The organism is Kocuria sp., assembly GCF_030538595.1.
Lineage (GTDB): Bacteria > Actinomycetota > Actinomycetes > Actinomycetales > Micrococcaceae > Kocuria.
Map to the genome: position 1 here is coordinate 171,201 of NZ_JAUNTS010000003.1, position 26,870 is coordinate 198,070.

A 26,870-nucleotide genomic window follows, 5' to 3' on the forward strand; every position below is an offset into this window, starting at 1 on the left:
ATAGGTTTTGTGACGCAGCGTTTCAGTTGGCTGGATGCGGGCGCTGTTCTTAAGAACGGAACGGTTCGGCAAACCGTTTGTCGTCCTCCCAGTCATAGCCGAGGTGGGCGAATTCCGGGCTCAGGGGAACGGATGGTCTCAGGAGGAAGAACAGCAGAATCACAGGGCCCAGCAGAGGCAGAAGGGCGATCAGGAAGAACCAGCCGGAGTATCCGGCGTCGTGCAAGCGCCTGACTGTGGAGGTGACGGACGGGATTACGTGCACAAGGCCTACCCCTTGGCCGATGAAGTCCACCACTGCGGCCGCTCCTGCCTCAGTACCGGGAGGTGCCGTGAAATAGGCCAGAAAGCTCGTCCCTCCGGCCAGGACGAATGCCAATGCCAGGAGCACCTGAAGTGCCGTGCCGTAGAGGAATCCGTACCAGTACTCGGACCGTGATGACCTGCCCAGGAGCACAAAGTACCGACGGTAGAACAGCCCGATGGCTTGCAGGAACCCCACTCGGCGCGGAGGTGCAGGGATTCGGACCAGACGGCCATCCAAGGTGGTTGCGGTCATGTGTCAACGCTAATGGGGCAGCTCAACCACAACAAAGTTCCGCTTCAGTGTGTCCCCAGGTGGGCCGGGCACAATCGGCTGCGATGATCCACCAACCACAACAGAACAGTCTTGCCGCGCACCTGCGCCGTAATGCCCTGCGCTTGGAGCCTCCGCGCCGCGAACCTGGCATTGACCTTGCCCGCGGTTTGGCGATCCTGGGCATGTTTGCAGCTCACCTGATGCTGGTTCCGGAACTGGTCTGGGCCACTCCGGAAACCTGGCTGGGGGTGGTGGAGGGGCGGTCGTCCATCGTCTTTGCCACATTGGCTGGTGTGTCCCTGGGGCTGTTGGGGCAGCGCAACAATGCTCGGCAATCCATCGCCATTCGTGCAGTCATCATCTGGACCTTGGGGTTGGGACTACTGGGCTTTGGGGTGCCCGTTTACATCGTCCTGCCCGCGTACGGTCTGCTTCTGTTGGCTGGGGCCGTCATGGTGACCTGGTCCACCAGGGTGCTGCTGGTTGTGGCTGCGGTGGTGGTCACAGCGGCCCCGTTCGTGGTGGCGCTGGTCAACCGCAACGGACCACCTGTCCCAGACACCCCGGGTGATGCCCTCTTCAACGCGCTCGGGTGGAACTATCCGTTCGTGCTGTGGGTGGCCTTCATTGCCGTGGGCCTGGTGGTGGGACGAATGCTGACCGGGGGAACGCGGCGGCTGCTGGTGATGATCGCGGGAGGCGTGGCGGCCGCCGTCGTGGGATACGGGATGGTGGGGCCTGTGGGCAATGCCGTGGTGGACACCTATGGCGATTATCTGCCCCCGGGGACGCGGCTGTGGGCGCTGAGCGTGCTGCAGAGTTATCCGCACTCCTCCGGCGTGGGTGAGGCAGTGGGTTCCGGGGGCTTTGCGGTCGCGCTCATAGGCGTGTGTGTGCTGGTGGGGCGCACGTGGATGAGATGGCCTCTCTGGCCTGTACGGGTGCTGGGGTCCATGCCGTTGACCGCCTACGTGGCGCATCTGGTGGTGTGGGGAGTGTGGATGATGAGCAATCCGGAGGTGGGATGGGTGATTGATCCACTGGATGGATTCCGCGCATTGGATCCGTTCTGGCCCATGACGCTGGGGGTTGCCGCGGGCTGTATCGCGTGGGCCCTGTTGGTGGGCCGCGGACCCATGGAAACCCTGCTCCACTCCGCCGAAAACATGGTTTCTCCCAAAAATCTGCCGAAAATTTAAGAGAAACCATGTTTTCGGCGGAGGGGAGAGGGGTTAGAGGGCCTGGCGGATGTGAGCCTCGAACTCCTGGACGTGGGTGCGCATGGTGGCCGCAGCCGCGTCAGCTTGTCCTTCCACAATCGCCGTGAGCAGCGCCCCGTGGGCCGCAATGTGTTCGTGCAGCACGGGCAGCCGGTCCGCCACCACACACCAGATGCGCGTGGCCAAGTTGTTGTATCGCTCCAGGGTGGCCTGTAGGTGGCTGTTGCCGGCGGCAGCATAGATGACTCGGTGGATGCGCCGGTCCCACCGCAGGGTGTGGTCCGGGTCCACCGACGACGACGCAGTGGTTGCCAACTCCCGGATCAGCCCCTCCAGCTCAGCACGCCGCTTGCCGCCACCTTTCTCAGCCGCCAGCTTTGCGGCAAGGGGCTCCAGGGCTTCACGGACCTGGGAGATTTCCGACAGTGTGGTGATGTCCACCGGCGTGGCAAAGGTGCCACGCCGCGGGTACGTCATGACCAGATGCTCGGATTCAAGGCGTTTGAGTGCTTCCCGCAGGGGGGTTCGCCCCACACCGAGTTCGCGCGACAACTCACCCTCATTGACGGGAGCCCCCGGGGTGATGTCCAGGAAGATCAGGCGGTCTTGAAGCTGCTCGAACGCCTGGTCCGCCAGGGATGGAGCGGCAGTTGGCCGTGTAGCGGCTGTTCCCGTGGCGGTAGGTTGAACGCTCATGTCAGCTGCTCCTTTCGCATCTCTGCTCCGTCGTCTTTTCCAAGGTCATTGACACCGAATCACGCCCTAGCATAGCGTGGCCGCACAACAGATATATCAGTCCCGTATCAGCACTCTTGCTGAGCCGCGAAGGGAGCCATCCATGGCTGACCTGCTCCCGGAACACCCAGATTTTCTGTGGCGCAACCCCGATCCCAAGCCTTCCTACGACGTCGTGATTGTGGGCGGTGGCGGGCACGGCCTGGCCACGGCCTACTATCTGGCCAAACACCACGGCATCACCAACATTGCGGTGTGCGAGCGCGGCTGGCTGGCCGGGGGCAACATGGCACGCAACACCACCATCATTCGTTCCAACTACCTGTGGGATGAATCCGCGGCCATTTATGAGCAGTCCCTCAAGCTGTGGGAAATCCTCCCGGAAGAGCTGGAATACGACTTCCTGTTTTCCCAGCGCGGTGTCATGAACCTGGCCCACACCCTGGGAGATGTCCGCGAGAGCGTTCGGCGCGTGAACGCCAACAAGCTCAATGGTGTGGATGCCGAATGGTTGAACCCGCAGCAGGTCAAAGAACTGTGCCCCATCATCAACATCGGGGACAACATTCGGTATCCCATCATGGGGGCCACGTATCAACCACGCGCCGGAATAGCCAAGCATGACCACGTGGCCTGGGCCTTCGCGCGAAAGGCCGATGAGATGGGCGTGGACATCATCCAGAACTGCGAGATCACGGGCTTCCTCAAGGATGGCGAGCGTGTCACGGGAGTGGAGACCACGCGCGGCACCATTCACGCAGGCAAAGTGGCACTGTGCGGTGCGGGACATTCTTCCGTCCTGGCAGAAATGGCGGGTTTCCAGCTCCCTATTCAGTCCCACCCGCTGCAGGCCTTGGTCTCTGAACTCCACGAACCAGTCCACCCCACCGTGGTGATGTCCAATCACGTGCACGTTTACGTGTCCCAGGCCCACAAGGGTGAACTGGTCATGGGTGCCGGGATTGATGCCTACAACGGCTACGGGCAGCGCGGCGCCTTCCACGTGATCGAACAGCAGATGGCGGCCGCCGTGGAGCTGTTCCCCATCTTTGCTCGGGCCCACGTTCTGCGGACCTGGGGCGGCATTGTGGACGTCACCCTGGATGCCTCACCAATCGTGTCCAAAACTCCGGTGGATCAGATGTACGTGAACTGCGGCTGGGGGACTGGCGGATTCAAGGGCACGCCGGGTGCCGGTTTTGCTTTTGCGCACACGATTGCCACGGATGAACCGCACCCCCTGAACGCGCCGTTCAGCCTGGAGCGTTTTGAAACCGGGGCCCTGATTGATGAACACGGGGCGGCCGCCGTCGCCCATTGACCTAGCTCCTCACACACCCGCACGACGACGACGTTGCCGACCCCAAGAACAAAGACCACCGTGTTGGAGACGAGACCATGTTGCTGATCGACTGCCCCTATTGCGGGCCACGTGATGAAACCGAATACCACTACGGCGGTGAAGCACACGTGCCGTACCCGGAGGATCCGGCTGCGCTGACGGACAAGCAGTGGGGTGAATACCTGTTCTACCGCAAGAACACCAAGGGCCTGCTGGCTGAACGATGGGTGCACACCGCCGGCTGTCGACGGTGGTTCAACGTGCTCCGGGACACCACCACGTACAAGGTGGAAGCCGTGTACCGGCTCACCGATCCCCGCCCGGGACCAGATGCTCATGAGGTGCAGCATCGCGGTGAGTCCAGCACGGGAGGTGCATTGTGACTCAGACACATCGCCTGGCCACAGAGCATGCAGCGGGGCACGGGATCAATCGCCAGGGGATACTCACCTTCACGGTGGACGGCCGTGAATTTCAGGGTCACCCCGGGGACACCGTAGCTTCCGCTCTGCTGGCCAACGGCGTGATCACCTGTGCTGACTCCATGTACCGGGCTCGCCCGCGCGGGGTACTGGCCGCAGGTGTGGAAGAACCGAACGCGCTGCTGAAGGTGACCGCCCGCCATGCTGTAGACGTTGATGAATCCATGCTGCCCTCCACCACAGTGGAGCTGATTGAAGGATTGAACGCCACCCATCTGAGGGGTCTGGGTCATCTGGACCCAGCCACGGATGAGGCGTACTACGACCACAAGTACGTGCACACGGATGTCCTGGTGATCGGCGCAGGCCCTGCGGGTTTGGCAGCTGCCGCCCAGGCCGCAGCAACCGGTGCCCGCGTTCTGCTCATGGACGACCAACCCGCACCGGGTGGGTCCCTCCTGAGCTCCCGCGATGAGCAGATCAACGGCGTCCCCGCCCTGGATTGGGTGCAGCACACCATCGCGGATTTTGAGCAGCAGCCGGAGGCCACCTACCTGGCACGCACCACGGCTATCGGCAGCTATGACTCCAACTACGTGGTGGCCGTGGAACGCCGCACGGATCACCTCCCGGAAGCCCCGGCCCCCGGAGTCTCCCGCGAACGGATCTGGCATGTCCGTGCGGCCCAGGTGGTCCTGGCCACCGGGGCCCATGAACGTCCGCTGGTGTTTTCCAATAACGACCGCCCGGGCATCATGCTGGCTGCCGCCGTCCGCACGTACCTCAATCGCTACGCAGTGGCCGCCGGTCACGCGGTGGTTGTGGCCACCACCAATGATTCCGCCTACACAACAGCGGCCGATCTGGCGGCTGCGGGGGTGACGGTGGCCGCCGTCGTCGATTCTCGCCCCGCACCGGGGCCGGAGGCTGCGCAGTTGGCCGACCGCGCGGGACTGCGGGTGCTGACCAGCAGCGCTGTGGTGGACACCGTCGGCGACGGTGAGCAGGGTCGGCTCAGCTCCGTCACGGTCTGTGGGATCGACGACGACGCCGCACCCACCGGCCCCGTTGAAACCCTCTCTGCGGATGTATTGGCCGCCTCCGGCGGTTGGAGCCCGGTGGTGCACCTGCACAGTCAGCGCCAGGGGAAGCTGACCTGGGACAACAAGCTGGCGGGCTATGTGCCCACCCACGCGGTCGATGACCAGTTCGTGGTGGGATCGTGCAACGGCACCATGGACTTGGCGGGGTGTCTCTCAGAAGGTGCCCGGGCAGGTCAACAAGCCGCTGCCGCAGCAGGGGAGGGCGAGCCACTTGAACACCCGGGACACGTGGAAGTCACGGGTACGTTCACCTCCATCACCCCCACTCGACCACTGTGGCTGATGACCAACCCAGGTGGCGACCACCAGGACTTCTCCCAGCACTTTGTGGACTTTCAGCGCGATCAAACCGTGGCTGACGTGCTGCGTTCGGTTGGTGCGGGCATGCGTTCGGTGGAACACATCAAGCGCTACACCTCCATCTCCACCGCCAATGACCAGGGCAAGACCTCCGGCGTCAATGCCATCGGAGTGATCGCCGCAGCGCTCAACAATCCGGACGTGGGCGGTTTTGGAACCACCACCTACCGGGCCCCCTACACACCGGTGAGTTTTGCGGCACTGGCGGGGCGGCGTCGTGGACATCTCTACGATCCAGCCCGCACCACCTCCATCCATTCCTGGCATGTGGACCACGGTGCCGAGTTCGAGGACGTGGGGCAGTGGAAGCGCCCCTGGTACTACCCGCAGGCGGGGGAGGACATGGAGGCCGCCGTGTTGCGGGAGTGTGCGGCCGTGCGCGAGTCCGTGGGGTTCATGGACGTCACCACGCTGGGCAAGATCGAGATTCGTGGGGTGGACGCCGGGGAGTTCCTGAACCGGATCTACACCAACGCTTTCAAGAAATTGAAGCCAGGCATGGCCCGCTACGGCGTGATGTGCTCGGCGGACGGCATGGTGTTCGACGACGGCGTCTCCCTGCGCCTTGACGAGGACCGCTACCTGATGACCACCACCACCGGTGGCGCCGCCAAGGTTTTGGAGTGGTTGGAGGAGTGGTCCCAGACCGAATGGCCGGAGCTGGACGTGACCATGACCTCCGTGACGGAGCAGTGGGCCGCCGTGGCGGTGGTGGGGCCCAAATCCCGGGACGTGGTGGCCCAACTGGTCCCGGATTTGGATGTCTCCCAGGAGGCCTTCCCGTTCATGGCGTTCAAGGAAACCGTGCTGGCCAACGGTATCCCGGCACGGGTGTGCCGCATCTCGTTCTCCGGTGAACTGGCCTACGAAATCAACGTGGCCACCTGGTATGGGATGGCCGTCTGGGAGGCCGTGGCGCAAGCCGGTGCCCCGTATGGGATCACCCCGTACGGCACGGAGACCATGCACGTGCTGCGCGCGGAAAAGGCCTTCCCCATTGTTGGTCAGGACACTGATGGCACCGTGACCCCGCAGGATTTGGGCATGGATTGGGTGGTGTCCAAGACCAAGGACTTCATTGGTCGCCGCTCCTACGATCGGCCGCTGGCACTGGCCGCGGACCGCAAACAATTGGTGGCCGTGCTGCCCGTCGACCCCACAGTGCGGTTGGAAGAAGGCGCCCAGCTGGTCAATCACGGCAGTGTCGTCACATCGCAGAAGGGCATCACCGCGCAGGATGGCCCCGTGCCCATGCAGGGTCACGTGACCTCCAGCTACCGCAGTGCAGCCCTGAAGCGCACGTTTGGGCTGGCCCTGGTCAAGGCTGGGCGCTCGCGGATCGGAGAAACCTTGCAGGTGCCACACGATGGTGAGTTGATCGACGTCGTCCTGGCCGAACCCGTGCTCTACGACCCCGAAGGGAAGCGCCGTGATGGTTGAGCGCAGTCGAACCGATCTTGCGGGGCTGCGGCGCAGCCCGTTGTCCCACCTGGCCCAGACCATGCAGCAGGCTGGCTCCTCTGAGACCGTGGTGCTGCGGGAGATTCCGTTTCTGAACATGGTGGGGATACGCATTGATCCGGGCTCCCCGGTGGCCCATGAACTGGCGGAAATCACGGGACTGGACTGGCCATCAGCCCACGGTCAGGTGACCGGTGAGCCGGGAGACTGTGCTGTGCTGTGGCAGGGGCCCGATGAGTTCCTTCTGGTGACCCAAGATGCCGTGGAACTACCGCCAGGGTTGACCAGCGATCCCGCCCAACGTCACCTGCGTGAGAACGCCACCCAGGATGGGGTTGACGCCATGCAGGACACCGAGGCCTCGCACGGTGCTCTGCCCACGTTGTCCACCCACCCGCTCACCGTGCGGCTGACGGCAGCCATGGCGGACTCCCCGGACCGGGGACAGGTGGTGGACCTCTCTGCCAACCGGACCACGTTGGAGATCGCAGGGCCCCATGCCCGCGAGGTGCTGGAAAAAGGCTGCCCCATGGATCTGCACCCCAGGGCCTTCCCCGTGAACTCGGCAGTGTCCACCACGTTGGGGCCCGTGCAGGTGGTGCTATGGCGCACCCACCCGGACACCTGGCGGTTGATGCCGCGTTCGTCCTTTGCGCAGTTCGTGGCCCAGTGGTTGCTGGATGCCATGACCGAGTTCAGCCCAGTGCACCAGCCGGAGGCAGCAAACCTGACAACAGCGGGAGCGCAACAGCACTGAACCGCGCTACACCACACCAAGGAGACAGCCATGGAGAACGGGTCGCCCATCCCTGCCAACACCGCCGCACCCGCCCAGGACTCCGGGCTCTCGCAAGACGGCTCGCCTGCGGAATTGGTGCTCACGTTGGATTGTCCGGAGGCTTCGGGCATTGTCCATGCCGTGAGCGGGGTCCTGCTGGAACACGGCTACACCATCGTGGAACTCACCCAGTTTGATGATCGCAGACAGGGACACTTCTTCATGCGGGTCCACGTGGCGCCGTCGTCGTCGAGCGGGGCTGATGCTCAGCACCTGCGGGCGAGCCTGGGGGAGTTGGGGCAGCGGTTTGGGATGCGGTGGGACCTGGTGGAACACGGGACCAAACGGCGGGTGCTGGTGATGGTCTCCAAGTTTGGGCACTGCCTCAATGACCTCCTGTTCCGGGCGCGGACCGGAGAACTGCCGGTGGACATTGTGGCCGTGGTCTCCAATCACCGCGATCACCAGAGGCTGGTGGAATGGCACGGCATCCCGTTCTTCCACGTGCCCGTCACCGCGGACACCAAACCGGAAGCCGAATCCAAGCTGCTGGAACTGGTGGACCGCTTTGAGGTGGATTTGGTGGTGCTGGCCCGTTACATGCAGGTGCTCAGCGATGCCCTGGCCACCCGGATGGAGGGGCGGGTGATCAACATCCACCATTCATTTCTGCCCAGCTTCAAAGGTGCCAAGCCCTACCATCAGGCCTACGAGCGCGGGGTCAAAACGGTGGGTGCCACAGCGCACTACGTCAATGCGGAGCTGGACGAGGGCCCCATCATTGCCCAACAGGTGGTGGACGTGAACCACGCCTACGGGCCGGAGGACCTGGTGGCCGCCGGGCGGGACACCGAATGCAAAGCCCTCTCCGACGCCGTCAAATGGCACTGTGAAGGCCGAGTGATCCTGCGTGGAAACCGCACGGTGGTCCTGCGCTAACCCCCTCCCCTCCGCCGAGATCATGGTTTGCAGCAGTTTTAAGCGAAAAAATTGGGTCAATCCATGATCTCGACGGAGGCGAAAACCAAAGTGTCCGTCCACTCACCCTTGGCCCACCAGTTCTTGCGTAGATGCCCCTCCTGAACCATGCCAATGCGTTGAGCCAGCCGCGCAGAAGCGCTGTTGCGCCCATCCATTTGAGCTTCCACTCGATGGACACCTGGTGTGGCAAGCCCGTGGTGCAGGATGCAGGCGGCGGCTTCACTGGCAAAACCCCGCCCGCTGAATGCGGGGTCCACGGTCCAACCGATCTCCAAACATCCATCCGGTTCTCCGGCGCGCCACAAAGCCACCATGGCCACCGGTTGGCCCCGGAACGTGGCAATCAGGTTCAGCGCCCGTTCACCGGAGTTCAGATCTGTCCGGGCCTTCCGCTTGGCAACTTCAGCCCTGGCGTAATCCTCGGTCCAGGGCTCTTCCAACAGATATCGCGCAACGTCCGGTTGGGAGTAGATGGGCAGGAGGCGTTCGACGTCGTCATCCTGGTAAGGCCGCAGTACCAAACGGTCCGTGGTCAGCGGAAGATGGGGGTCGGTCACGGACTGCCTCCTGCGGTGTGTGGCCGGATCTACGGTCGCCGAAGTCCCAGGCTAACCTGCGGGGTGTGAACAGAATCGAAAGAATGGCCTTTGCTGACGTCTACCCGCATTACGTGACCAAGGTGGAAAAGAAGGGGCGCACCACCGCTGAACTGCATCAGGTGATCCAGTGGCTCACCGGCTACGACGACGACGCCGTGGAACGCCACCTGACCGAAAAAACCACCTTCCCGGCATTCTTTGACCAGGCCGAGCTGAACCCCAACGTGGCGTTGATCAAAGGGGTGATCTGCGGGGTCCGGGTGGAGGACATTGAAGACCCCTTGATGCAGAAGGTGCGCTACTTGGACAAGCTGGTGGATGAGCTGGCGCGCGGCAAGGCCCTGGAGAAGATCCTGCGCACCTGACGCCTGCTCGCGCCGAGATCATGGGGCACGCGTGGATTTTGGCCTCAAATCTTACGTACCCCATGATCTCGACGCACGCGAACCTCAGCCCATGGCGCGCACCACCTCCACCAGCCGCTGATCGGACCGGTAGAGGGCCTGGGTGTCAAAAGTGGAGGCCGTGTTCATGATTTCCTGCGCTCCCGTGCGCGCCAGGAGGTCCTGCAGCTGATCTGCTACGTGGTCCGGGGTACCTGTGATTCCGGTGTTGAGCGCCTGATCCATGTACTCCTGCTGTTTGGACGTGCGGTGGGTGGGGATCGTCGTCGTTGGAACCAGAGGCGGGAAAGTACCTGTGGTGCGGGAGACAGCCATGGCCCAGGCCTCCGGGAGTGGGAGGTCCCGTGCTTGTTGGGCAGAATCGGCAACAAAAATCTCCACGGACACCACTAGATACGGCTCACGGAGCTGCGCGCTGGGCTGGAAGGTGCGTCGATATTCGGTGAAGGTATCAGAGGAGCCCTGAAGGAGGGGGCCACCTACCACCGCAGGCAAGCCCAGCTCGGCGGCAAACTTCAGCCCCGAACCCGTACCCAGCACAAAAAGGGGAATGGGCGCTGTCACGCTGGGGCGGATGGTCACGGGCGCAGTACCAGCCAGGTAGGCGCGTACGGCACTGATGTCTTCAAGGAACCCTTGTGGGCGGGCCTCGGCGGCGGCCAGGGCCTCGCGGACCGCCTTGGTGAATCCCAGTGAACGGCCAAGACCAAGGTCGAAGCGGTGCCCGTGCAGGGCTGCCAACATGGCGAATTCCTCGGCCACCACCATGGGCCGGTGATTCGGCAGCATGACCCCACCGGAGCCCACGCGGATGTGATCCGTTGCTGCAGCGACTGCTTGTGCCATCAGCGCCGGACGACCTGAAGCCACACCGGGAACACCGTGATGCTCCGAAACCCAGAAACGGTGGTAGCCAGCCTGCTCGGCATGCTGTGCGCGTGCCACCGTCTGATGCAGTGCAGCGGCATCCGATTGACCCGTATGGGTACGGGACCGGTCCAGTAGCGAAACAGGAATCTCCATCAATGAGTGCAGCGCACGGTGCTGCCGGAACATTCCGCCCGGTATCCTCAGTCCCCGGTCCACCATGGCAACGGGCCCACCATGGTAGTGGCCCCACATGGCAAGAGGCCCAGACTCGGGCACGATCAGGAAGTGAACATCTCCGTGAGTGAATCTCCAAGCATCACGCTGCTGAGCACCGGCGGCACCATTGACAAGATCTATTCCTTGGCCGGCGAGTTGGAAATTGGTGACCCCGCCGTTGAGGACATCCTGCAGATTGTGCGCCCCACGGTATCGGTCACGGTGGAGTCGGTGCTGCGCAAGGACAGTCTGGACATCGTGGATGAGGACCGCCAGATTTTGCTGGATCGGCTGGAGGCGTTGGACGCCAAGCGTGTGGTGATCACCCACGGCACGGACACCATGACGGACACGGCAAACTACGTTCAGACCCACGGCAAAAACGTGGTGGACAAGGTGATTGTGTTCACCGGGGCCATGCAGCCGGCTTCTCTGAAGCTCACGGACTCACATTTCAACGTGGGCGCTGCATTTGCCGCCGTGCAATTGCTGGAACCCGGGATCTACATTGCAATGAGCGGGCGGGTCTTTCCGGCAGGTAGCGTGGTCAAGGACCGTTCGCGTGGGCAGTTCGTGGATGCCTGACTGAATCCACGGGAGCGGGACTCACCACACACGTATACAGGAAGGACCCCATGAAACGGGCCCTGCAAGCAACTGTGATCGCCTTGGGTATCGCCGCCGTTGTGGTGATGGGAGTGATCGGCTTCGGGTTGATAACAGGTGGTAGCTCCACGCCCCAAGCCTCCACGTCCCACAACGCGCAGTTGGTCCGCGAGGACAGCCGCACGCTCTCCGACGGTGACCAAGCGGAGTTCGTGGAGGTTCTGGATTTTGAGTGTCCGGCCTGCGCGGACCTGTATCCGTACATGGAGCAATTGCGTGAAGAATACGGGGACCGGGTCACGTTTGTGGTGCGTTACCTGCCGATGCACGGTAATTCGCTGGGGGCAGCACAGGCTGCGGAAGCCGCTGCCGAACAGGGCGAATTTTTGCCCATGTATCAGACCCTGTTCGAGAACTTTGACGAGTGGAGCAACAGCCAGTCTTCGCAACGGGACACTTTCTTTGACTATGCCCGGGAACTTGGCCTGGACATGGATCAGTTCAGCGCGGATTACCAGGACCCCGCCACCGTGGAGCGAATTGCCCAGAATCAGTTGGACGCAGAAGCATTGGGAGTCACGTCCACCCCAACCTTTTTCCTGGATGGTGAACGCATCCAACCGGAGACCATGGAGGACATGCGCGGCCTGATTGAGATGGCCGTGGCGCCCTGAGATGGGGTGGCCAACAGGCCGCGCGTCCGGCGGAGGCTGATTGAGGTTCAGTTCTGGAGGAGGACACGATTCATCCCAGAGCATGACGCCAGCGTCTGCCAGGGTCCGTACGGTGTAACCATGACTTCACCGGCACTTTCACTCACACTGGCCGCAGCAACCGGCGCGCTCGCCCTGCTGGAACCGCAAGATTGGCCCCGCAGTGTCCGCGTGGGGTACGTGGTGCTTCCTGCCGCAGGCCTAGCCGGGTACACGGCTTACCAGATGGCCACCGCTGAGCGCCCAGATTCCGACGACGACGCCCCCACTGCCCGGTCCATCGCCCTGGTCTCCGGGGGTCTGGGCGTGGCCATGGCAGCCGTGTGCGCGGCATCCTTCCCGGTGGACAGGGGAATCCGGAACCTGGTGGCCCGTACGGGCACGCGGTATCCGCGCCGGTGGATGGCAGGGGGCGTCGTCGTACTGTCTCTGGCCTTGGATGCAATCCAGGCCCGCACTGAGTAATTGGTAGTTGCCGGTAATGGGTAGTTCTAGCGGACTCCGCGCATGGCCTTTGTGATTGGTTTGGCCAGGAGCAGGATGACCACGCCAATGGCAATGGTCACTGCACCCAGCGAACCAAAGTACACAGCCTCATTCTGGGCACTGTAGAACTGCGCGAGTGAACCGGACAGCGCGGTGCCCAGGGCCACGGACAGGTAGTTCAGAGAAACCATCATGACCGGGTAAGCCCGCGGAGCCAGCTTGGTGGACACGGACAAACCGACGGGAGAGAGCATGAGCTCGCCCATGGTGGCCATCAGCATGATCAGCGCCACCCACATCACAGCAACGGAAGCCACATTGACCTGGCTGAGGAAAACCAGGAAAGCAGCTCCCATCAAGATGATGCCCAGGCCAAACTTGGCGGGAGTTGCCGGCTGACGGTTGCCCAATTTGGTCCACAGCGCGGCAAACACCGGTGCCAGAAGAATGATGAAAGCCGGGTTGAAGGACTGTACCCAGGGGACGGGAATTTCCCAGTTGCCCAACATTCGGTTCAGGCGTTCGTCCGAATAGATGGTGACAACTGTGAATTGCTGTTGGAAGAGTGCAAAAAATGCCGCGGAACCAATGAACATGGGGATGAAAGCCACCACGCGCGAGCGTTCGTCGCTGGACACTTTGCCGCTGATGAGCAGCAAAGTGAACAGTGCGATGGCTGAAATGATGATTGCCCCCACAATGAAGTCGGCCAGGTTCCCCGGGTGGAGAACACCGGTGAGGACGGCGATGGTCAGCACTGCAACGGCTACCAGCGCGATCACGATCCAGCGTGGATAGTGGCCGCGGGGCAGCGGGTTGGGAACGGCGTGAACGTCATGCGGGAGACGACGCCGATTGATGGTGTACTGCGTCAAGCCCACGGCCATACCCACAGCAGCCAGGGCGAAACCTACGTGGAAGCCCCACTGCTGTTGCACCCAGCCGGTGAGCAGCGGGCCAATGAGCCCGCCAATGTTGATGCCCATGTAGAAGATGGAGAAACCAGCGTCACGGCGGGTGTCGTCACGGTCGTAGAGATTGCCGACCAGATTGGTGATGTTGGCTTTGAGGCCACCTGATCCCACGGCAATGAGAATCAGCCCAACCGCCAGCCCGGTGTACCCCGGCAGGAGGGACAGGGCAATGTGCCCAGCCATGATCATGATGGCGCTGGCAAACATGGCACGCTCGGAGCCGATCAGGCGGTCGGCAACCCATGCGCCCAGAATGGTGCACATGTATACGGTGCCGCCGTAGGCGCCTACGATTCCCGCAGCGGTACTCTGCTCCATCCCCAGGCCACCTTGGGTGGTCTGGTAGTACATGTAGAGCATGATGATGCCCTGCATGCCGTAGAAGGAGAACCGCTCCCACAGTTCAACGGAGAACAGGGAAGCCAGCATGCGTGGCTGACCAAAGAATTGTTTGGTGGATTGATGGTGATGGGTGGTCACATCTGTGCCAACCGGGGATGTCGCGGCGGCTGGAATGTTGTCCCGCGGAGTTTTTGGTGTACTCATTCGACAACCATGCGCCTACTGGGGCGGTCTGTGATGCAGGTGCCCGGGTTTTGCCGCGGTGAGTCGCTGACGATCCAGCGCACGACGACGCCCCCGGCCCGCGTTTCCATCATGTACGGGCCGGACCCCATCCCTTGCTCCTACTCGTGTGAGTGGTGCGGAATTTATGCCGTTCGGACCACCATCTTGCCGGTGTTGCCACCGCGCATCATGTCCAGGAAGGCATCCACGGTGTTGTCCAAACCGTCCACCACGGTTTCGTCATGGGTGATCTGACCGTTGGTAAACCAGGTGGTCATGCGGTTGTTGAACTCCGGGGCCAGGTCCATGTGATCACCCAACGTGAATCCGCGGAGGGAGAGTCCCTGTTTGATGATGTTGACCATGTTGTCCGGCCCGGGTGCAGTGGTTTCCGTGTTGTACGCGGAGATGGCGCCGCACATGGCAACCCGTCCGTGACGGTTGAGTGTGTCCAGGGCAGCTTCCAAATGATCGCCGCCCACGTTGTCAAAGTACACGTTGATGCCGTGCGGGGCTGCGCTTGCAAGTTGCTCCCTAACCGGGGCTGACTTGTAGTTGAAGGCGGAGGTGAAACCGTAACGCTCTGTCAGCAGGTCCACTTTCTGCTGCGAACCAGCGGAGCCAATCACCGTTTCCGCTCCCAGTAGTCGGGCAATCTGTCCGGCCACACTGCCCACGGCTCCGGCGGCGCCAGAAATGAAGACTGTGTCACCGGGGTGCACTGGTGCAATCCGGGTCAGTCCCACGTAGGCGGTCATCCCGGTCATTCCCAGAACTCCCAGGTAGGCAGACAGCGGGACGCCCGGAATCTCCTGTACCGGGCGAAAAGCGGTGGCATCTTCCTGCACCAGGTCCCGCCAGCCGTATTGATGCAGCACGGCAGAACCCACGGGGAGGTTGGGCGCTGCGGATTCGATCACCCGGCCCACGGCACCACCGGTCAAGGTTTCACCGAGCTGGAACGGGGGAATGTAACTTTCGACGTCGTTCATGCGCCCCCGCATGTAGGGGTCCACGGAGATGAACTGATTGGCCACGCGGACCTGTCCGGGTGCAAGCTCCGGGAAGGCGATCTCCACGGTGCGGAAGTTCTCCGGGGTGGGCCACCCTGTGGGGCGGCTGGCCAACTGGATCTGACGGCTGGTTGCAGATGACATGGTCAAACTCTTTTCAAGCGTGTTGGTTGCTTCTGAACCCTGGGATTCAGAATGCCCATCCGAGCACCAGCAGGATGATTGCCAGGGCGGGCACCGTGAGTTGTTTCAGGGCGGCGGATGTCTTGGAGCGGTCAGAGAGCAACAGAACCAAACCTGCAGCCACCATGGACCCGGTCCCCACAAACACCAGTGTGGCCCCCACCGCGTGGGAGCCTGCCGCCAGCAGGATCAAACCCAGGAAGATCTCCACGGCCAAGAACAAGTTGTAGAAGCCCTGATTGAAAGCCAAACCCTTGGTGGATTCGGCAAATTCGGGGGAGGGCAGGCCGAAGGTTTTGCGGGCGGCGGGGCCGGTCCACGCCAGCGACTCCATGTAGAAGATGTAGACGTGCAACAGCGCGGCCAGGGTGGCCAAGACCAGTCCGGCGATGATCACAGCGAACCTGCTTTCTTGAAAGGGCTTGATGGGAGGGTGCCGGCACAAGGCGCGGAACTTTTTGAACTGACTGGTTCAATATAAGCTGAACACTGCGGGCACAACACCCCAGACCTCGTGTGGCGGGTGTGATTTCAACAACCAACAGGAGAGCAGGGCCGTGGGGCGTCATCAGAACTTTGACACGCACGCTGTGGTGCGAGCTGCGCGCGACCTGTTCTGGGAGCAGGGCTATCAGGGGGTCTCTCTACCGGAATTGGAGCGGGTCACCGGGTTGAACAGATCCAGTCTCTACCACGCTTTCGGCAGTAAACGCGGACTGTTTGATGCTGCGGTGGACAGCTACCTGCGGGAGGTGGTCCGCCCCTTGCTGGCGCCTCTGGTCAGTGCGGAAGTGGCTCCGGACGCCGTCGTTGACTACCTGCGCACCATGCGGGGTGCGTTGGAGTCTCCGGACACCATGCCCGCCCGCTACGGCTGCCTGCTGGTTGGTGTGGCGGGGTCCACGCTGGGGCATGACCCTGCCGCTCGGGCCGCCGTGGAGGCTTACCGGCAAGAAATGTTGACGGCCTTGACTCGCGGTGTGATCGTGCGGTTTCCCGCAATGGAGCCGGCGGAGCAAAGCCGGAGGGCAGAGACCTGTGCGGGGTTGGTGATTGCCGCACTGGCGCTGGCAAGGATCAATCCAGTGGCCGCAGCGCAGACCCTGGATCACGCGCTGAGCCTGGTCTCCGGTGATTTTCAAGAAGAGAGCACTGTCAAGGGCTTCCAGGCGTGATGATTCTCCCGAAAAATGCCCTTCCACCATCTGGTTCGCATCCGTAAACTCCGGGGCTGGTCATCGCTTCCCCAAGGCTGTTTGAGGACTCGACATCAGTACCCACATCACACCCAGCGCTCCCCGTGGACTCCCGCAGGATCCACCGGTCTCAGCCCCTGCGCACCAGGCCCCCGTGGACGGCTCAACCGTGGGTGGGCCCGTGACTGCTGCCGCAAAACGTCCGGAAATCCAAGGCTTGCGGGGTTTGGCGGTGCTCCTTGTGGTGGCATTCCACCTGTGGGGCACGGGTGTTTCCGGCGGCGTTGATGTCTTTTTTGTGGTGTCCGCCTACCTTCTGACGCTGTCCTTCACGCGCAAAGTGGAAACCGGCAAGCCGCTGCGGCTGCTGAACTACTGGTCCCGCACGTTCGTCCGGCTGCTGCTGCCCGTGGGGGTGGTGCTGCTCAGTGTCCTGGCGGTGGCCCTGGTGTTCTTTCCGCGATCACGGTGGGAAGCGCTCTGGGAGCAACTTCTGGCGGCCGCAACGTACCGCCTCAACTGGACCCTGGCCAACCAGGCCGTTGACTACTACGCAGGCGGCGGGGTGACGTCCAGCCCCGTGCAGCACATGTGGTCGTTGGCCGTCCAGGGGCAGATATTTCTGCTGTTCCCCGCACTGATTGCCGCGGCTGCGCTGATCGCGCGCATCACTCGGTTGCGGTTCCGCGTGGTGGCCATTGCAGTTTTCGGCCTGGTGTTCGCAGCGTCCCTGACGGCCTCGATCTTCACCACGCATCTGAACCCGGCCCCGGCATATTTTGACACCCGGTTGCGTCTCTGGGAGTTCGCGTTGGGTGCCCTGGTGGCCTTGCTGGTCACCAGTCCGCTGCCGCGCAGGGTGGCGGTGATGCTGGGGTGGGGCGGCGTCGTCGCGGTGATCATCACAGGGTTTGTGGCCGGTCCCGGGGCGCTGTTCCCGGGGTGGATCGCGTTGCTGCCCACGCTGGGTGCAGCTCTGATTCTGGTGGTCAAGGATCACGGCGGCGCCCACGGTGTCCACGTCCCGCTGCGCTCGCGCTGGCTGACCTGGGTGGGGGACCGCTCCTACGGGATCTATCTGTGGCACTGGCCGCTGATGATCACGTACCTGCTACGAACGGGGCAGGAGAATGTGCCCGTTGCCGTGGGGCTGGCAATCATTGCCGCGTCCATGGTGTTGTCGCTGGCCACGGAGCAGGTGGTCAAGTACATCACCCGTCCGCGTTCTGCCAAGCAGCGGGCCTCCACTCGCAAAGAATTGGTGCGCCTGGTGGCGATCGTGGGCGTGGTGGCCCTTCCCGTGACCGCAGCGCAGGCTTGGACGGACAATCGTGCGCGCACGCAGGCCACCTACGAACGCAACGAGTACAACTACCCCGGCGCCGCCGTGGCCACCGATTCTTACGACGACGCCGACCTCCCCGGCCTGGAGCCCATCCCCATGTGGTCGGAAATTGATGCCGAATGGGGTAATCCGGGGCCCAAATGTTCGCAGGAGGAGCTTCCGGAGGGGTTTGAGGAGTCAGGCGAATGCTACGTCCATCAGCCGCAATCCGGTGTTGAGGAAGCCACGGCAGTAGAGGATGACGCGTCCGCGGAAGGTGCTGCGCTGGAAGCCGATCACGCCGAACCCGCCCGCACCGTGGTGCTCTTGGGGGATTCGCACGCCAAGCAGCTGTCCGAACCCATGAAGGAGATCGCGGACCGGAACAACTGGAAGCTGATCACCTTTGTGTACCCCGCCTGCCGTTACGCCGGTTTCACCCCGGACTACACGGAGGAATGCAACACGTTCAACGAATCTGCTCGGGATGCGGTTCTGGAGCTCAACCCGGACGCCGTGATTGCGCAGGGCACGCGTTCCTTGATGGATGGTGACCGCGAAGAAGTGGTGGCGCACTGGAATGAAGGCGTACGGCCCTTCCAGGACGCGGGGATTCCCGTGGTCAGCGTGCGGGACAACCCCCGTTGGGAGCGCGACATGTACGAATGCGTGGACCTTTACGGTGAGTCCAGCAGCCTGTGTTCGGATTCCGTGGAGGATGCACTGGGCGGTCAGGAGGTGGTGGACGAATTCCACGAGCAGAACCCGGATGTCCCGCTGGTGGATCTCACGGATCTGTACTGCCCGGACGGGCGCTGCGGCCCCGTGGTGGGCAATGTGATGGTCTACCGGGACATGGACCACATCACCAAAACATTTGGGCTGACCACAGCCCCTGAGCTGGAAGAAAGACTGCTGGGTGCCTTGAAGTGGTGAGCTGACTGTCTCAGGCGGGTGGGCGTGACGGTTCATGACGCAATTACGACGCCGTATCGGTGCCCAAGTGTCCACCGATTGGTGTTCTGTTGCGGTGGTACCTGTCCCCATTTGCGGTTACGTAATTTCATGTTTTTCCCGGTGATTCATGGGTCTTGCGTGGTGAAACCGGCTGTCAGCCGGGGAATGTGCCGTTGTCACCGATCTGTGGTGCACTGCAACGGGGTAAAACTGCTGGTGACGCTGCCGCCGGGTGATCTGACACGATTTCATACAACGGCTCCGCGTCGTGTCGAATGCCCCGCGGTGGATTTCCACCGACGGTGTGCACCATGACCGAGCCATGGCGTGCCAAGCATCGGGGGGTGCTGGCGCGGCGAATGGCTCGCCGAATCTGGGGAGAGACGGCGAGTTGACGGGGTTGGGATCGGTCGGGGGGCTGATCCCAACCCCTACGCCTTTCTCAAAGTGTTATCCACAGCCGACCCGGGATGCTGTTGTGTTGTCGGTCTCCCTTGCCAGACTGGTGCCATGCCCCCAACGGAGACCGGCCCCATTCACAGCCCACTGCATGAGCGGGCGTTGGACCTTCTGCATGCGCTGACGGGTCGAGCAGATGCGCAGTTTCACCCCGGGCAGTTCCAGGCCATTGAAGCGTTGGTGGAGTACCGGCGTCGTGCGCTGGTGGTGCAGCGGACCGGGTGGGGGAAGTCCGCGGTGTACTTCATCTCTTCTCTCCTGCTGCGCGCTCAGGGCCGGGGGCCAACCCTGATTGTTTCCCCGCTCTTGGCCTTGATGCGGGACCAGGTGGCGGCAGCTTCCCGGGCGGGAGTTCGTGCTGCCTCGATCAGCTCGGCCAATGCCACGGAATGGTCGGAGATTCTGGGGCGTCTGGAGCAAGACCAGGTGGATGTGCTGCTGATCTCTCCGGAACGGCTGAACAACGCACGGTTCAGGGAGCAACAGCTGCCGCAGTTGGTGCAGCGGATGGGTCTGCTGGTCATTGATGAGGCCCACTGCATCTCGGACTGGGGCCATGATTTCCGCCCCGATTACCGGCGGATCAGAGATCTGATCGGCAAGTTACCTGAAGCCGTGCCCGTCCTGGCCACCACCGCAACCGCCAATCAACGCGTGGTCCAGGATGTTGCCGAACAACTGGGTGTTGGTCTTGCTGATGGTGCGGCGGAAGCCGTGTTGACGCTGCGTGGGCCGTTGGCCAGGGAGTCGTTGCGGCTGGGGGTGCTGAGACTTCCCTCCAACACCGTGCGATTGGCCTGGCTGTTGGAGCATCTGGCGTCCCTGGAGGGTTCCGGCATTGTCTATGCCCTGACTATCAGTGCTGCGGAGGACACCGCCCATGCCTTGCGGGAAGCCGGATATCAGGTGGAGGCATATACGGGGCGCACAGACCCGGCTGATCGTGAGCGCCTGGAGATTGCCCTGAAGGAAAACCGGGTGAAGGCTTTGGTGGCAACATCGGCGCTGGGTATGGGCTTTGACAAACCAGATCTAGGTTTTGTGGTGCACATGGGAGCACCGTCTTCACCGGTGGCCTATTACCAGCAAGTGGGCCGTGCCGGCCGCGCAACGGAACGTGCTGACGTGCTACTGCTCCCCGGCACGGAGGACCGTGAAATCTGGGAGTACTTTGCCACGGCATCCATGCCCACGGAGGCCAAGGCCCAGGCGGTACTCCAGGAGTTGGGAGCCACGCAGGGGCCGCTGAGCGTGGGAGCGTTGGAAGCGCGCGTGGACATCAAACGCTCCCCGTTGAACATGCTGCTGCGGGTTCTGGCCGTGGAGGGTGCTGTGGAGCAGGTTCAGGGCGGATGGCAGGTCACGGGGCAACCGTGGCGGTACGACGCCCCCAGATACCAGCGCATCCAACAAGCACGTGTCCGTGAGCAGAACGCAATGCTGGATTACGAAAACAAGTCCGCGTGCCGCATGCAAATGCTGGTGGAGCAACTGGATGACCCGGAAGCGGCACCGTGCGGACGTTGCGACAACTGCGCGGGAGCCTGGTTCTCCACACAGGTCAGTCAGTCCGCTGCGGATTCCGCCACTGCCACTCTGCAACGGGTGGGAGTGGAGATTGACCCGAGAGCCCAGTGGCCTGTGGGAATGCAGCGATTGGGTGTGCCGCTCAAAGGCAATATCCCACCCGCAGAGCGTGCTTCCACCGGGCGTGCGGTGGCGCGGTTGACGGATCTGGGGTGGGGCAATCGCCTGCGGGAAATTTTCCACACGGATCAGCGCGGTGAGCCGGTGGATCAAGCTGTGGATCAGGCTCTGGGCCGAGCCTGTGTTGAAGTTCTGGCGCAGTGGGCCCATCAGGATTGGAGCGGTGTGGGGCGCCCGGCCGGAATCGTCTCCATGCCGTCTGTGGCGCGCCCGCAGTTGGTGCAGTCCTTGGCCATGGGGTTGGCCGGTGCCGGGCGGTTGCCCTACTTGGGGGAGTTGACCATGGCGCCAGGGCATCCGGGTGGTGTTGGTGGAAACGGCGCCTACCAGTTGGCTTCGGTGTGGGAGAAGTTCCAGATCACGCCACAGTTGCAAACTGCGTTGGACAATCTCCAGGGTGCTCCCGTGCTGTTGGTGGATGACCTGGTGGACAGCCGATGGTCCCTGACGGTGGCTGCCCGCCAGCTGCGCCTGGCCGGTTCCGGGCCGGTGCTGCCGTTTGTCCTGGCCTCCCGCGGGTGAATCTGCCCGTGGTCGAGTTTTTGACCGGAATCGTCAGCTCCGACTAGCATGGCTCATGCTGTTCACCCGGCTGAATTACTCCGGTCCGGTACAGCAAGGAGACGTGCCAGAGCGGCCGAATGGACTTCACTGCTAATGAAGGGCCCGGCGAAAGTTGGGCCGGGGGTTCAAATCCCCCCGTCTCCGCATTATTTAGCCTTGTCAGAGGCTACTCAATGGCCCCGGTGTTGACGCCGGGGCCATTCCCGTCCCAGAGCAAACCGTGCGCAGTTTGATACCGCATCAGCGCTCATGAGGTATCAAACTGCGCACGGTCTGCGCTCACGGGGCTGAAGCACCCCAGCACACCATCAGTCCAACGTTCCCGTGACAGCTCTCCACAGGAATTGCGTGGACAGGGCATGGGAGCGGGCGGCCTGTTTGTTGTCCCCGGCACCGGCGTGGCCACCCTCCAGAGTTTCGTGGAACCACACGTTGGGATGGCCCTGTTCCTGCATCAGCGCTGCCATCTTGCGGGCTTGGACGGGACCAACACGGTCGTCACTGGTGGCGGTCCAGAAGAGGACGGGTGGGTATTCGGCGTCGTCACGTACCAGGTGATAGGGAGAAAACGTGCGCATGAACTCCCAATCAGCCGGATCATCCGGGTCTCCGTACTCCGCGATCCAGGAGGTTCCGGCCGAGAGTTTGGTGTAACGCCGCATGTCCAGCAGAGGTACGCCGCAGGAGATGCCACCGAACAACTCCGGATAACTCACCAACATGTTGCCCACCAACAGCCCTCCGTTGGACCCACCGGAACAGGCCAAAGTGGCGGGTGTGCAGACCCCACGGTCATGAAGGTCGCGGGCCACGGCCGCAAAGTCCTGGTAAGCGCGGTGCCGGTTTTCCTTCAGAGCTGCCCGGTGCCAATCAGGTCCGAACTCCCCGCCGCCGCGGATATTGGCCACCACGTAAACCCCGGTGCGACCAGGTGCCACGGGACCGTCGTCGTTGGCATGAGTGGAGTGAGCGCGGGTGAGCCAGGAGCGTCCCGTGACCCCTGAGTAGGCGGGAGTGCGGGAAACTTCAAAGCCGCCGTAGCCGGAAAGCAGCACGGGGTTGCGGCCATCCAGCACCAACTCGCGCGGCCCCACTTGGTAATACGGCACCTTCGTGCCGTCCGCGGAGGTGGCCCAGTGCTGCTCCACGCTGAGCGCCTGCGCATCAAAAAACGACGGCGCCCGCTTGACCTCCCGCGGTGGCGCACTCTCTGCGGGGGTCCCCACAGTGCCACGGAGCACGGTGGTGGGGGAGAGGAAACCGGAGGTGGAAACCCAGACATCGTTGCCGTGCTGGGGATCCTCGTCATCCACGGCCCACACCGATGTGGAGTGATGGTGCAGGTCAACCCCGTATTGCGTTGAGGTCCACGTGCCCGGGCTCACCACCTGGATGGCGGAGGAGACATTGTGCAGCAGTTGGAGCACCAGGTGATCGGCAGTCCAGGACCACCCCTGCAAGCTGGTGTGCTCGGTGGGTTCAAAAACCACGGAGAGCGCGGTTTTCCCGGACTGAAATGCCTCCAACTGTGCGGCCAGCAAAGTACCGGGTGCGTAGGTTTGGCCGTTGGTTTCCCAGGGTTCTTGGGGGCGCAAGAGCAACCACTGTTTGTGAATCTGGACCTCCACGGATTCCGGCACGTCAATGGGAACCGGGGTTCCCTCCGCATCCAGGATGTAGGTGACGGAGCGGAAAAAGTCGATCACGTCCATGGCCAGCGTGCGCTCGAACCCCGGAGTGTGGTCCTTGCCGGCCCAAGCCTGAACGTGGTGGTGCGGCACCTGAAAAACCACGGGAGCATCGCCCAGTGCCATGCCGCGTTTCAGGCGCCGGACTTGCGCGGGGTAGGAGGAAGCGGTGAGCGTCCCCGGGCCCGTGTCCGTGGCCACCAGCAAGGTGTCTGCGTCCTCCCAGGAGGCAGAGGTTTTGGCCACGGGTAGGTCGAATCCGCCGTCCTCGGGGGCCACAAAGCGGCGTTGAATGAGATCGAACTCCCGAACTCGGCGGGCATCTCCGCCATCCGGGGTCATGGAGATCAGCGCACGGCGCCAGTGACCGTCCGTGTACTGCGGGCGCAGGAGGCGTGATCCAGCCCAGACCCAGGGGATCTGTTCGCGGGCGGCCAGTTGGTCAAGGTCAAGCAGAACATCCCACTGAGGATTGTCACCAACCCAGGAATCCCAGGTGGTGCGGCGGAACAGGCCGCGGGGGTGGTCGGCGTCGCGCCAGAAGTTGTAGTAAAAATCGCCCTGTTTGGACACCATGGGGATCTTGTCCGTGGAGTCCATGACCTCCAAAGCGCGCGCTTCCAACTCTTTCAGGTCTTCTGTGACCAGCAGGTCTTCTGTGCGTTGGTTGTGGCGCGTGACCCAGTCCATGGCCTGGGGGCTGTGGATGTCTTCCAGCCACAGAAAGTTGTCGTGCGGAGCCTCAGCTGTCATGTTCCGAGCGTAGGGGCGTTAGCCGTGCGGCGCGGCCGTTCTATCCTGGAGGACATGACCATCCAGCCCCGGAATTCCTCCGATCCGCATGCCCAGTCCGGTTCTGACAAGGACGCTCACGGTGCTGTTGGAGGTAGGTTCGCAGGCGCGGAATCAGCTGAGCGCACGGGCGTGCCCCGTGTGGTGATTGTTGGTGCAGGTCCCCGGGGCCTTTCTGCCGTGGAGCGGCTGGTGGCACATGCGCAAGCCACCGGGCAGCGGGTGCACATCGACCTGATTGATCCGTTCCCGCCAGGCCCGGGACACGTGTGGCGGGTCAAACAGTCACCGCGCTATTTGATGAACACCCCCAGCCTGTTCCCCACGATCATTGCCGACGACGGCGTACTCACCGCAGACACCATCCACCCCCTGCGGGGTATGACCTTTGAGGCGTGGCGCCAGGCGGTCATCCACACGAGCCTCGGTGCGGGTAGCGGGGCTGACTCGGGGGAAACACCTGACCCATCTGTGAGTAGTGCATTGAGCCATGAGGACATTGCTCTCCTGGCGGCCATGGAGCCCACTGATTTTCCACAGCGCCGTGTGTACGGACTCTATTTGGCGTGGGTGTTCAAGACCATCCAGGAACAGCTACCCGCGGGGGTGGAACTGGTGGTGCACCGGGAGGAGGCCGTTGCTGTACGTGCCGTGGACCGGGGAGGCTACCGGTTTGCAGTGGAGATTTCCGGGCAGCAGGAGCTACCAGCGGATCACGTGGTGTTGGCTCTGGGGCATCTGGATGCGCACCTACGCCGAGACCAGAAAGAACTGGTGGACGGTGCCGCCGAACACGGTTTGCATTACCGGCCCCCGGCGGTCCCGGCCGATGTTCGCTGGGAGGAACTACCCGCTGAGCAAACGGTGCTGGTCCGGGGCATGGGACTGAATTTTCATGACGTCGTCACGGAGCTGACTGAGGGCCGCGGCGGCCGGTTTGAAGCGGCTGCGGATGAATCTGATCGGCTGGTGTACGTGCCGTCCGGGCATGAGCCGTTTGTGGTGGTGGGTTCCCGGCGTGGCACGCCCTACCGAGCCAAGGCGGAGATCGCCGGGTATTACGCGCGGTCTTTGGACCACAAGTTCTTGACCCGTGAAGCCGTGGCGGACCTGGCTACGGGCCCGGAACTGGTATTCGACCGGGACCTGCTGCCGTTGGTGCGCAAAGATGCCACGCGGGCTTACTACCGGACCCTGGCGCGAGTGCGTCCGGGGGTCTTTGACCGACCGGCGCAGCAGTTCCTTGTGGCGCTGGATGAGGCTTTGGGTCTGGACGCTGTTGGCCTGGACGGTGCTGTGATTGCGGAGGGAAGTCGGCCAGCAGAGCTGCCAGGGTCTCCGACTGAATCGACCTCCACACCGTGGGATGTCCGTGTGGAGCGGTTGGTCAATGAGGCCGTGGCCTATGAGAACCGGCTCAATATCAAATGGCAGTCCTTTCCCTTCCTGGATGAGCGATTCACTTCCCATGAGCAGTACGCGGCGGCACTGGTGCACTGGCTGGACCGGGACGCCGCAGGTTCAGCTGCCGGTGAGGATGATCCCGCAAAGGTGGCCTTTTCCTCCTTGAACTGGTCCCGGACCCTGATCAAGCAGGTGGTTGCTGAACGCGGCCTACAAGATGAGTCTTGGTATGAGGAACTGATGCGCAGTTTCTCTCCCCTGGTGGAGGGCTTGGCCTCCGGACCGCCGGCATTGCGAATCCGTCAGTTGGCCGCCCTGGCCCGTGCCGGCGTGGTCCGCTTCTTGGGACCAAACCCGGTGTTTCGCATTGACGCGGAGCGCGGCTGCTTTGAGGCAAGTTCGCCCTGGGTGGCAGATGAGCCTTACCGGGCAGCTTGGCTGGTGGAAGCCATGTCACCGCCCAATGAGGTCCGCCGCAACATCTCCCCGCTACTGACCGCCATGCACGACCACGGACTGGTCCGCGCCAAGTCGTTGCACATTGACGACGGAGCTGCGGATGTTCCCGGCCCCGGGCTGGACGTGACGCCCGCCCCGTACCGAGCGATCGGCACGGACGGTGTGCCCCGGGACATTTGGGTTCTGGGGCTGCAACTGGCCTCCACCCAGTGGGGTACCTCCATTGCAGCGGAGGCGCACGCCCCGGCGGAACTGGGCTCCCGCACACTGGCTGACGCTGACCGCATGGCAGCTGCGGTATTGAGCTAAAGCTCCTGCGTAGTAGCAACGTGTGGTGGAATACATACCCTCTTCTGAGTACGTTGTCCGTCAGGCTGGGATTTATAGAGATCACGAGTCGTATTGACCCACACCGAGCTTGCTAGCTATCGAAAATCGCTTTGAGAAGGTTCGAGCGTGAAAAAATTTATTCTCAGGAAGATAGATGCACTCCGCGGATCGCTTTGACAACAGTCTCAAGTTGATTGGCTATGGGAGTTTCAGTTCTGCGAAAATCCAAAAACTGTGAAAATACCTGACTGAAGGATCTTGATTCAAGAATGTTTCACAAAATTACTTTGAAATCAGCCTCCGGTGGTTCAGTGGCGTGCCCGAAGTTCCCACAAGGGGCGATGTTTGCTAGCGTCGCTTTCACCTGCAGGGATGTT

22 protein-coding genes and 1 tRNA gene are annotated in these 26,870 nt (G+C 62.6%); 15 read left to right on the plus strand and 8 right to left on the minus strand.

Annotated elements, in window-relative coordinates; translation table 11 throughout:
• Positions 1-49: 49 nt before the first annotated feature.
• Complete coding sequence (locus Q4G32_RS04240; protein ID WP_303349422.1) at positions 50-559, minus strand: DUF805 domain-containing protein; 510 nt, start codon at positions 557-559, stop codon at positions 50-52.
• A gap of 83 nt (positions 560-642) precedes the next feature.
• On the opposite strand from Q4G32_RS04240, the gene Q4G32_RS04245 reads away from it, so the two are divergent.
• The gene (locus Q4G32_RS04245; protein ID WP_303349423.1) at positions 643-1,779 is read left to right on the plus strand and encodes a heparan-alpha-glucosaminide N-acetyltransferase domain-containing protein; all 1,137 of its coding nucleotides are present in this window, start codon (positions 643-645) and stop codon (positions 1,777-1,779) included.
• Between the two features lie 33 nt (positions 1,780-1,812).
• Here Q4G32_RS04245 and Q4G32_RS04250 read toward each other — a convergent pair whose 3' ends face one another.
• Positions 1,813-2,496, minus strand: coding sequence for a GntR family transcriptional regulator (locus tag Q4G32_RS04250; RefSeq protein ID WP_303349425.1), 684 nt, complete (start codon positions 2,494-2,496; stop codon positions 1,813-1,815).
• Positions 2,497-2,638: 142 nt separating this feature from the next.
• On the opposite strand from Q4G32_RS04250, the gene Q4G32_RS04255 reads away from it, so the two are divergent.
• The 5 genes from Q4G32_RS04255 to purU all read left to right on the plus strand — a co-directional run bounded on the left by Q4G32_RS04255 (position 2,639) and on the right by purU (position 8,940).
• Complete coding sequence (locus tag Q4G32_RS04255) at positions 2,639-3,856, plus strand: sarcosine oxidase subunit beta family protein (protein WP_303349426.1); 1,218 nt, start codon at positions 2,639-2,641, stop codon at positions 3,854-3,856.
• A 77-nt stretch (positions 3,857-3,933) separates the two neighbouring features.
• Entirely contained in the window at positions 3,934-4,260 is a 327-nt protein-coding gene (locus Q4G32_RS04260; RefSeq protein WP_303349427.1) for a sarcosine oxidase subunit delta, read from the plus strand.
• The gene (locus tag Q4G32_RS04265; RefSeq protein WP_441327462.1) at positions 4,254-7,202 is read left to right on the plus strand and encodes a sarcosine oxidase subunit alpha family protein; all 2,949 of its coding nucleotides are present in this window, start codon (positions 4,254-4,256) and stop codon (positions 7,200-7,202) included. Before Q4G32_RS04260 ends, Q4G32_RS04265 begins: the two co-directional genes overlap by 7 nt.
• Positions 7,195-7,980, plus strand: a complete 786-nt coding sequence (locus Q4G32_RS04270) for a sarcosine oxidase subunit gamma (protein WP_303349429.1) — start codon at positions 7,195-7,197, stop codon at positions 7,978-7,980. Before Q4G32_RS04265 ends, Q4G32_RS04270 begins: the two co-directional genes overlap by 8 nt.
• 30 nt (positions 7,981-8,010) lie before the next feature.
• A complete protein-coding gene (gene purU / locus Q4G32_RS04275) occupies positions 8,011-8,940 on the plus strand; it encodes a formyltetrahydrofolate deformylase (protein ID WP_441327457.1) in 930 nt (309 codons plus the stop codon).
• A 56-nt stretch (positions 8,941-8,996) separates the two neighbouring features.
• Here the strand turns inward: purU and Q4G32_RS04280 are convergent, their stop codons facing one another.
• Complete coding sequence (locus Q4G32_RS04280; protein ID WP_303349431.1) at positions 8,997-9,539, minus strand: GNAT family N-acetyltransferase; 543 nt, start codon at positions 9,537-9,539, stop codon at positions 8,997-8,999.
• An 83-nt stretch (positions 9,540-9,622) separates the two neighbouring features.
• Here Q4G32_RS04280 and Q4G32_RS04285 point away from each other — a divergent pair, with 83 nt between their 5' ends.
• Complete coding sequence (locus tag Q4G32_RS04285) at positions 9,623-9,946, plus strand: DUF2200 domain-containing protein (RefSeq protein WP_441327458.1); 324 nt, start codon at positions 9,623-9,625, stop codon at positions 9,944-9,946.
• Positions 9,947-10,030: 84 nt separating this feature from the next.
• Here Q4G32_RS04285 and Q4G32_RS04290 read toward each other — a convergent pair whose 3' ends face one another.
• Positions 10,031-11,008 (minus strand): MsnO8 family LLM class oxidoreductase, encoded by a 978-nt coding sequence (locus Q4G32_RS04290; protein WP_303349434.1) that lies wholly within the window; start codon positions 11,006-11,008, stop codon positions 10,031-10,033.
• 144 nt (positions 11,009-11,152) lie between these two features.
• Between Q4G32_RS04290 and Q4G32_RS04295 the strand changes: the two genes are divergently transcribed.
• From Q4G32_RS04295 to Q4G32_RS04305, 3 genes are all read left to right on the plus strand, one after another.
• Positions 11,153-11,656 carry an asparaginase domain-containing protein gene (locus Q4G32_RS04295; RefSeq protein ID WP_303349436.1) on the plus strand — a complete coding sequence of 168 codons (504 nt, stop codon included), beginning with the start codon at positions 11,153-11,155 and terminating at the stop codon, positions 11,654-11,656.
• Between the two features lie 50 nt (positions 11,657-11,706).
• Positions 11,707-12,351: a DsbA family protein gene (locus tag Q4G32_RS04300; protein WP_303349438.1), complete on the plus strand. Its 645-nt coding sequence runs from the start codon at positions 11,707-11,709 to the stop codon at positions 12,349-12,351.
• Between the two features lie 120 nt (positions 12,352-12,471).
• Positions 12,472-12,855 (plus strand): hypothetical protein, encoded by a 384-nt coding sequence (locus tag Q4G32_RS04305; protein ID WP_303349440.1) that lies wholly within the window; start codon positions 12,472-12,474, stop codon positions 12,853-12,855.
• 26 nt (positions 12,856-12,881) lie between these two features.
• Here Q4G32_RS04305 and Q4G32_RS04310 read toward each other — a convergent pair whose 3' ends face one another.
• The 3 genes from Q4G32_RS04310 to Q4G32_RS04320 all read right to left on the minus strand — a co-directional run bounded on the left by Q4G32_RS04310 (position 12,882) and on the right by Q4G32_RS04320 (position 16,010).
• Positions 12,882-14,396, minus strand: a complete 1,515-nt coding sequence (locus tag Q4G32_RS04310; RefSeq protein WP_303349442.1) for a peptide MFS transporter — start codon at positions 14,394-14,396, stop codon at positions 12,882-12,884.
• Positions 14,397-14,560: 164 nt separating this feature from the next.
• Positions 14,561-15,574: an NADP-dependent oxidoreductase gene (locus Q4G32_RS04315; protein WP_303349444.1), complete on the minus strand. Its 1,014-nt coding sequence runs from the start codon at positions 15,572-15,574 to the stop codon at positions 14,561-14,563.
• A 46-nt stretch (positions 15,575-15,620) separates the two neighbouring features.
• Positions 15,621-16,010, minus strand: a complete 390-nt coding sequence (locus tag Q4G32_RS04320; RefSeq protein ID WP_303349446.1) for a DUF1304 domain-containing protein — start codon at positions 16,008-16,010, stop codon at positions 15,621-15,623.
• Positions 16,011-16,170: 160 nt separating this feature from the next.
• Here Q4G32_RS04320 and Q4G32_RS04325 point away from each other — a divergent pair, with 160 nt between their 5' ends.
• From Q4G32_RS04325 to Q4G32_RS04340, 4 genes are all read left to right on the plus strand, one after another.
• Positions 16,171-16,788 (plus strand): TetR/AcrR family transcriptional regulator, encoded by a 618-nt coding sequence (locus tag Q4G32_RS04325; protein WP_303349448.1) that lies wholly within the window; start codon positions 16,171-16,173, stop codon positions 16,786-16,788.
• 202 nt (positions 16,789-16,990) lie between these two features.
• On the plus strand, positions 16,991-19,069 hold the full coding sequence (locus tag Q4G32_RS04330; protein ID WP_303349449.1) for an acyltransferase family protein: 2,079 nt from the start codon (positions 16,991-16,993) through the stop codon (positions 19,067-19,069).
• Positions 19,070-19,600: 531 nt separating this feature from the next.
• Positions 19,601-21,778: a RecQ family ATP-dependent DNA helicase gene (locus Q4G32_RS04335; protein ID WP_303349450.1), complete on the plus strand. Its 2,178-nt coding sequence runs from the start codon at positions 19,601-19,603 to the stop codon at positions 21,776-21,778.
• A 97-nt stretch (positions 21,779-21,875) separates the two neighbouring features.
• Positions 21,876-21,964, plus strand: a tRNA-Ser gene (locus tag Q4G32_RS04340).
• Positions 21,965-22,128: 164 nt separating this feature from the next.
• On the opposite strand, the gene Q4G32_RS04345 is transcribed toward Q4G32_RS04340, so the two are convergent.
• Positions 22,129-24,261: a prolyl oligopeptidase family serine peptidase gene (locus tag Q4G32_RS04345; RefSeq protein ID WP_303349451.1), complete on the minus strand. Its 2,133-nt coding sequence runs from the start codon at positions 24,259-24,261 to the stop codon at positions 22,129-22,131.
• 54 nt (positions 24,262-24,315) lie between these two features.
• On the opposite strand from Q4G32_RS04345, the gene Q4G32_RS04350 reads away from it, so the two are divergent.
• Positions 24,316-26,472, plus strand: coding sequence for an FAD/NAD(P)-binding protein (locus Q4G32_RS04350; protein WP_303349453.1), 2,157 nt, complete (start codon positions 24,316-24,318; stop codon positions 26,470-26,472).
• The last annotated feature ends 398 nt before the right edge of the window (positions 26,473-26,870 follow it).

Coding starts and splice junctions, on each gene's coding strand:
- Q4G32_RS04255 (WP_303349426.1), top strand. CDS start 2,639: ATGGCTGACCTGCTCCCGGAACACCCAGATTTTCTGTGGCGCAACCCC.
- Q4G32_RS04315 (WP_303349444.1), bottom strand. CDS start 15,574: ATGTCATCTGCAACCAGCCGTCAGATCCAGTTGGCCAGCCGCCCCACA.
- Q4G32_RS04310 (WP_303349442.1), bottom strand. CDS start 14,396: ATGAGTACACCAAAAACTCCGCGGGACAACATTCCAGCCGCCGCGACA.
- Q4G32_RS04300 (WP_303349438.1), top strand. CDS start 11,707: ATGAAACGGGCCCTGCAAGCAACTGTGATCGCCTTGGGTATCGCCGCC.
- Q4G32_RS04305 (WP_303349440.1), top strand. CDS start 12,472: ATGACTTCACCGGCACTTTCACTCACACTGGCCGCAGCAACCGGCGCG.
- purU (WP_441327457.1), top strand. CDS start 8,011: ATGGAGAACGGGTCGCCCATCCCTGCCAACACCGCCGCACCCGCCCAG.
- Q4G32_RS04250 (WP_303349425.1), bottom strand. CDS start 2,496: ATGAGCGTTCAACCTACCGCCACGGGAACAGCCGCTACACGGCCAACT.
- Q4G32_RS04260 (WP_303349427.1), top strand. CDS start 3,934: ATGTTGCTGATCGACTGCCCCTATTGCGGGCCACGTGATGAAACCGAA.
- Q4G32_RS04240 (WP_303349422.1), bottom strand. CDS start 559: ATGACCGCAACCACCTTGGATGGCCGTCTGGTCCGAATCCCTGCACCT.
- Q4G32_RS04290 (WP_303349434.1), bottom strand. CDS start 11,008: ATGGAGATTCCTGTTTCGCTACTGGACCGGTCCCGTACCCATACGGGT.
- Q4G32_RS04270 (WP_303349429.1), top strand. CDS start 7,195: ATGGTTGAGCGCAGTCGAACCGATCTTGCGGGGCTGCGGCGCAGCCCG.
- Q4G32_RS04345 (WP_303349451.1), bottom strand. CDS start 24,261: ATGACAGCTGAGGCTCCGCACGACAACTTTCTGTGGCTGGAAGACATC.
- Q4G32_RS04335 (WP_303349450.1), top strand. CDS start 19,601: ATGCCCCCAACGGAGACCGGCCCCATTCACAGCCCACTGCATGAGCGG.
- Q4G32_RS04350 (WP_303349453.1), top strand. CDS start 24,316: ATGACCATCCAGCCCCGGAATTCCTCCGATCCGCATGCCCAGTCCGGT.
- Q4G32_RS04245 (WP_303349423.1), top strand. CDS start 643: ATGATCCACCAACCACAACAGAACAGTCTTGCCGCGCACCTGCGCCGT.
- Q4G32_RS04285 (WP_441327458.1), top strand. CDS start 9,623: ATGGCCTTTGCTGACGTCTACCCGCATTACGTGACCAAGGTGGAAAAG.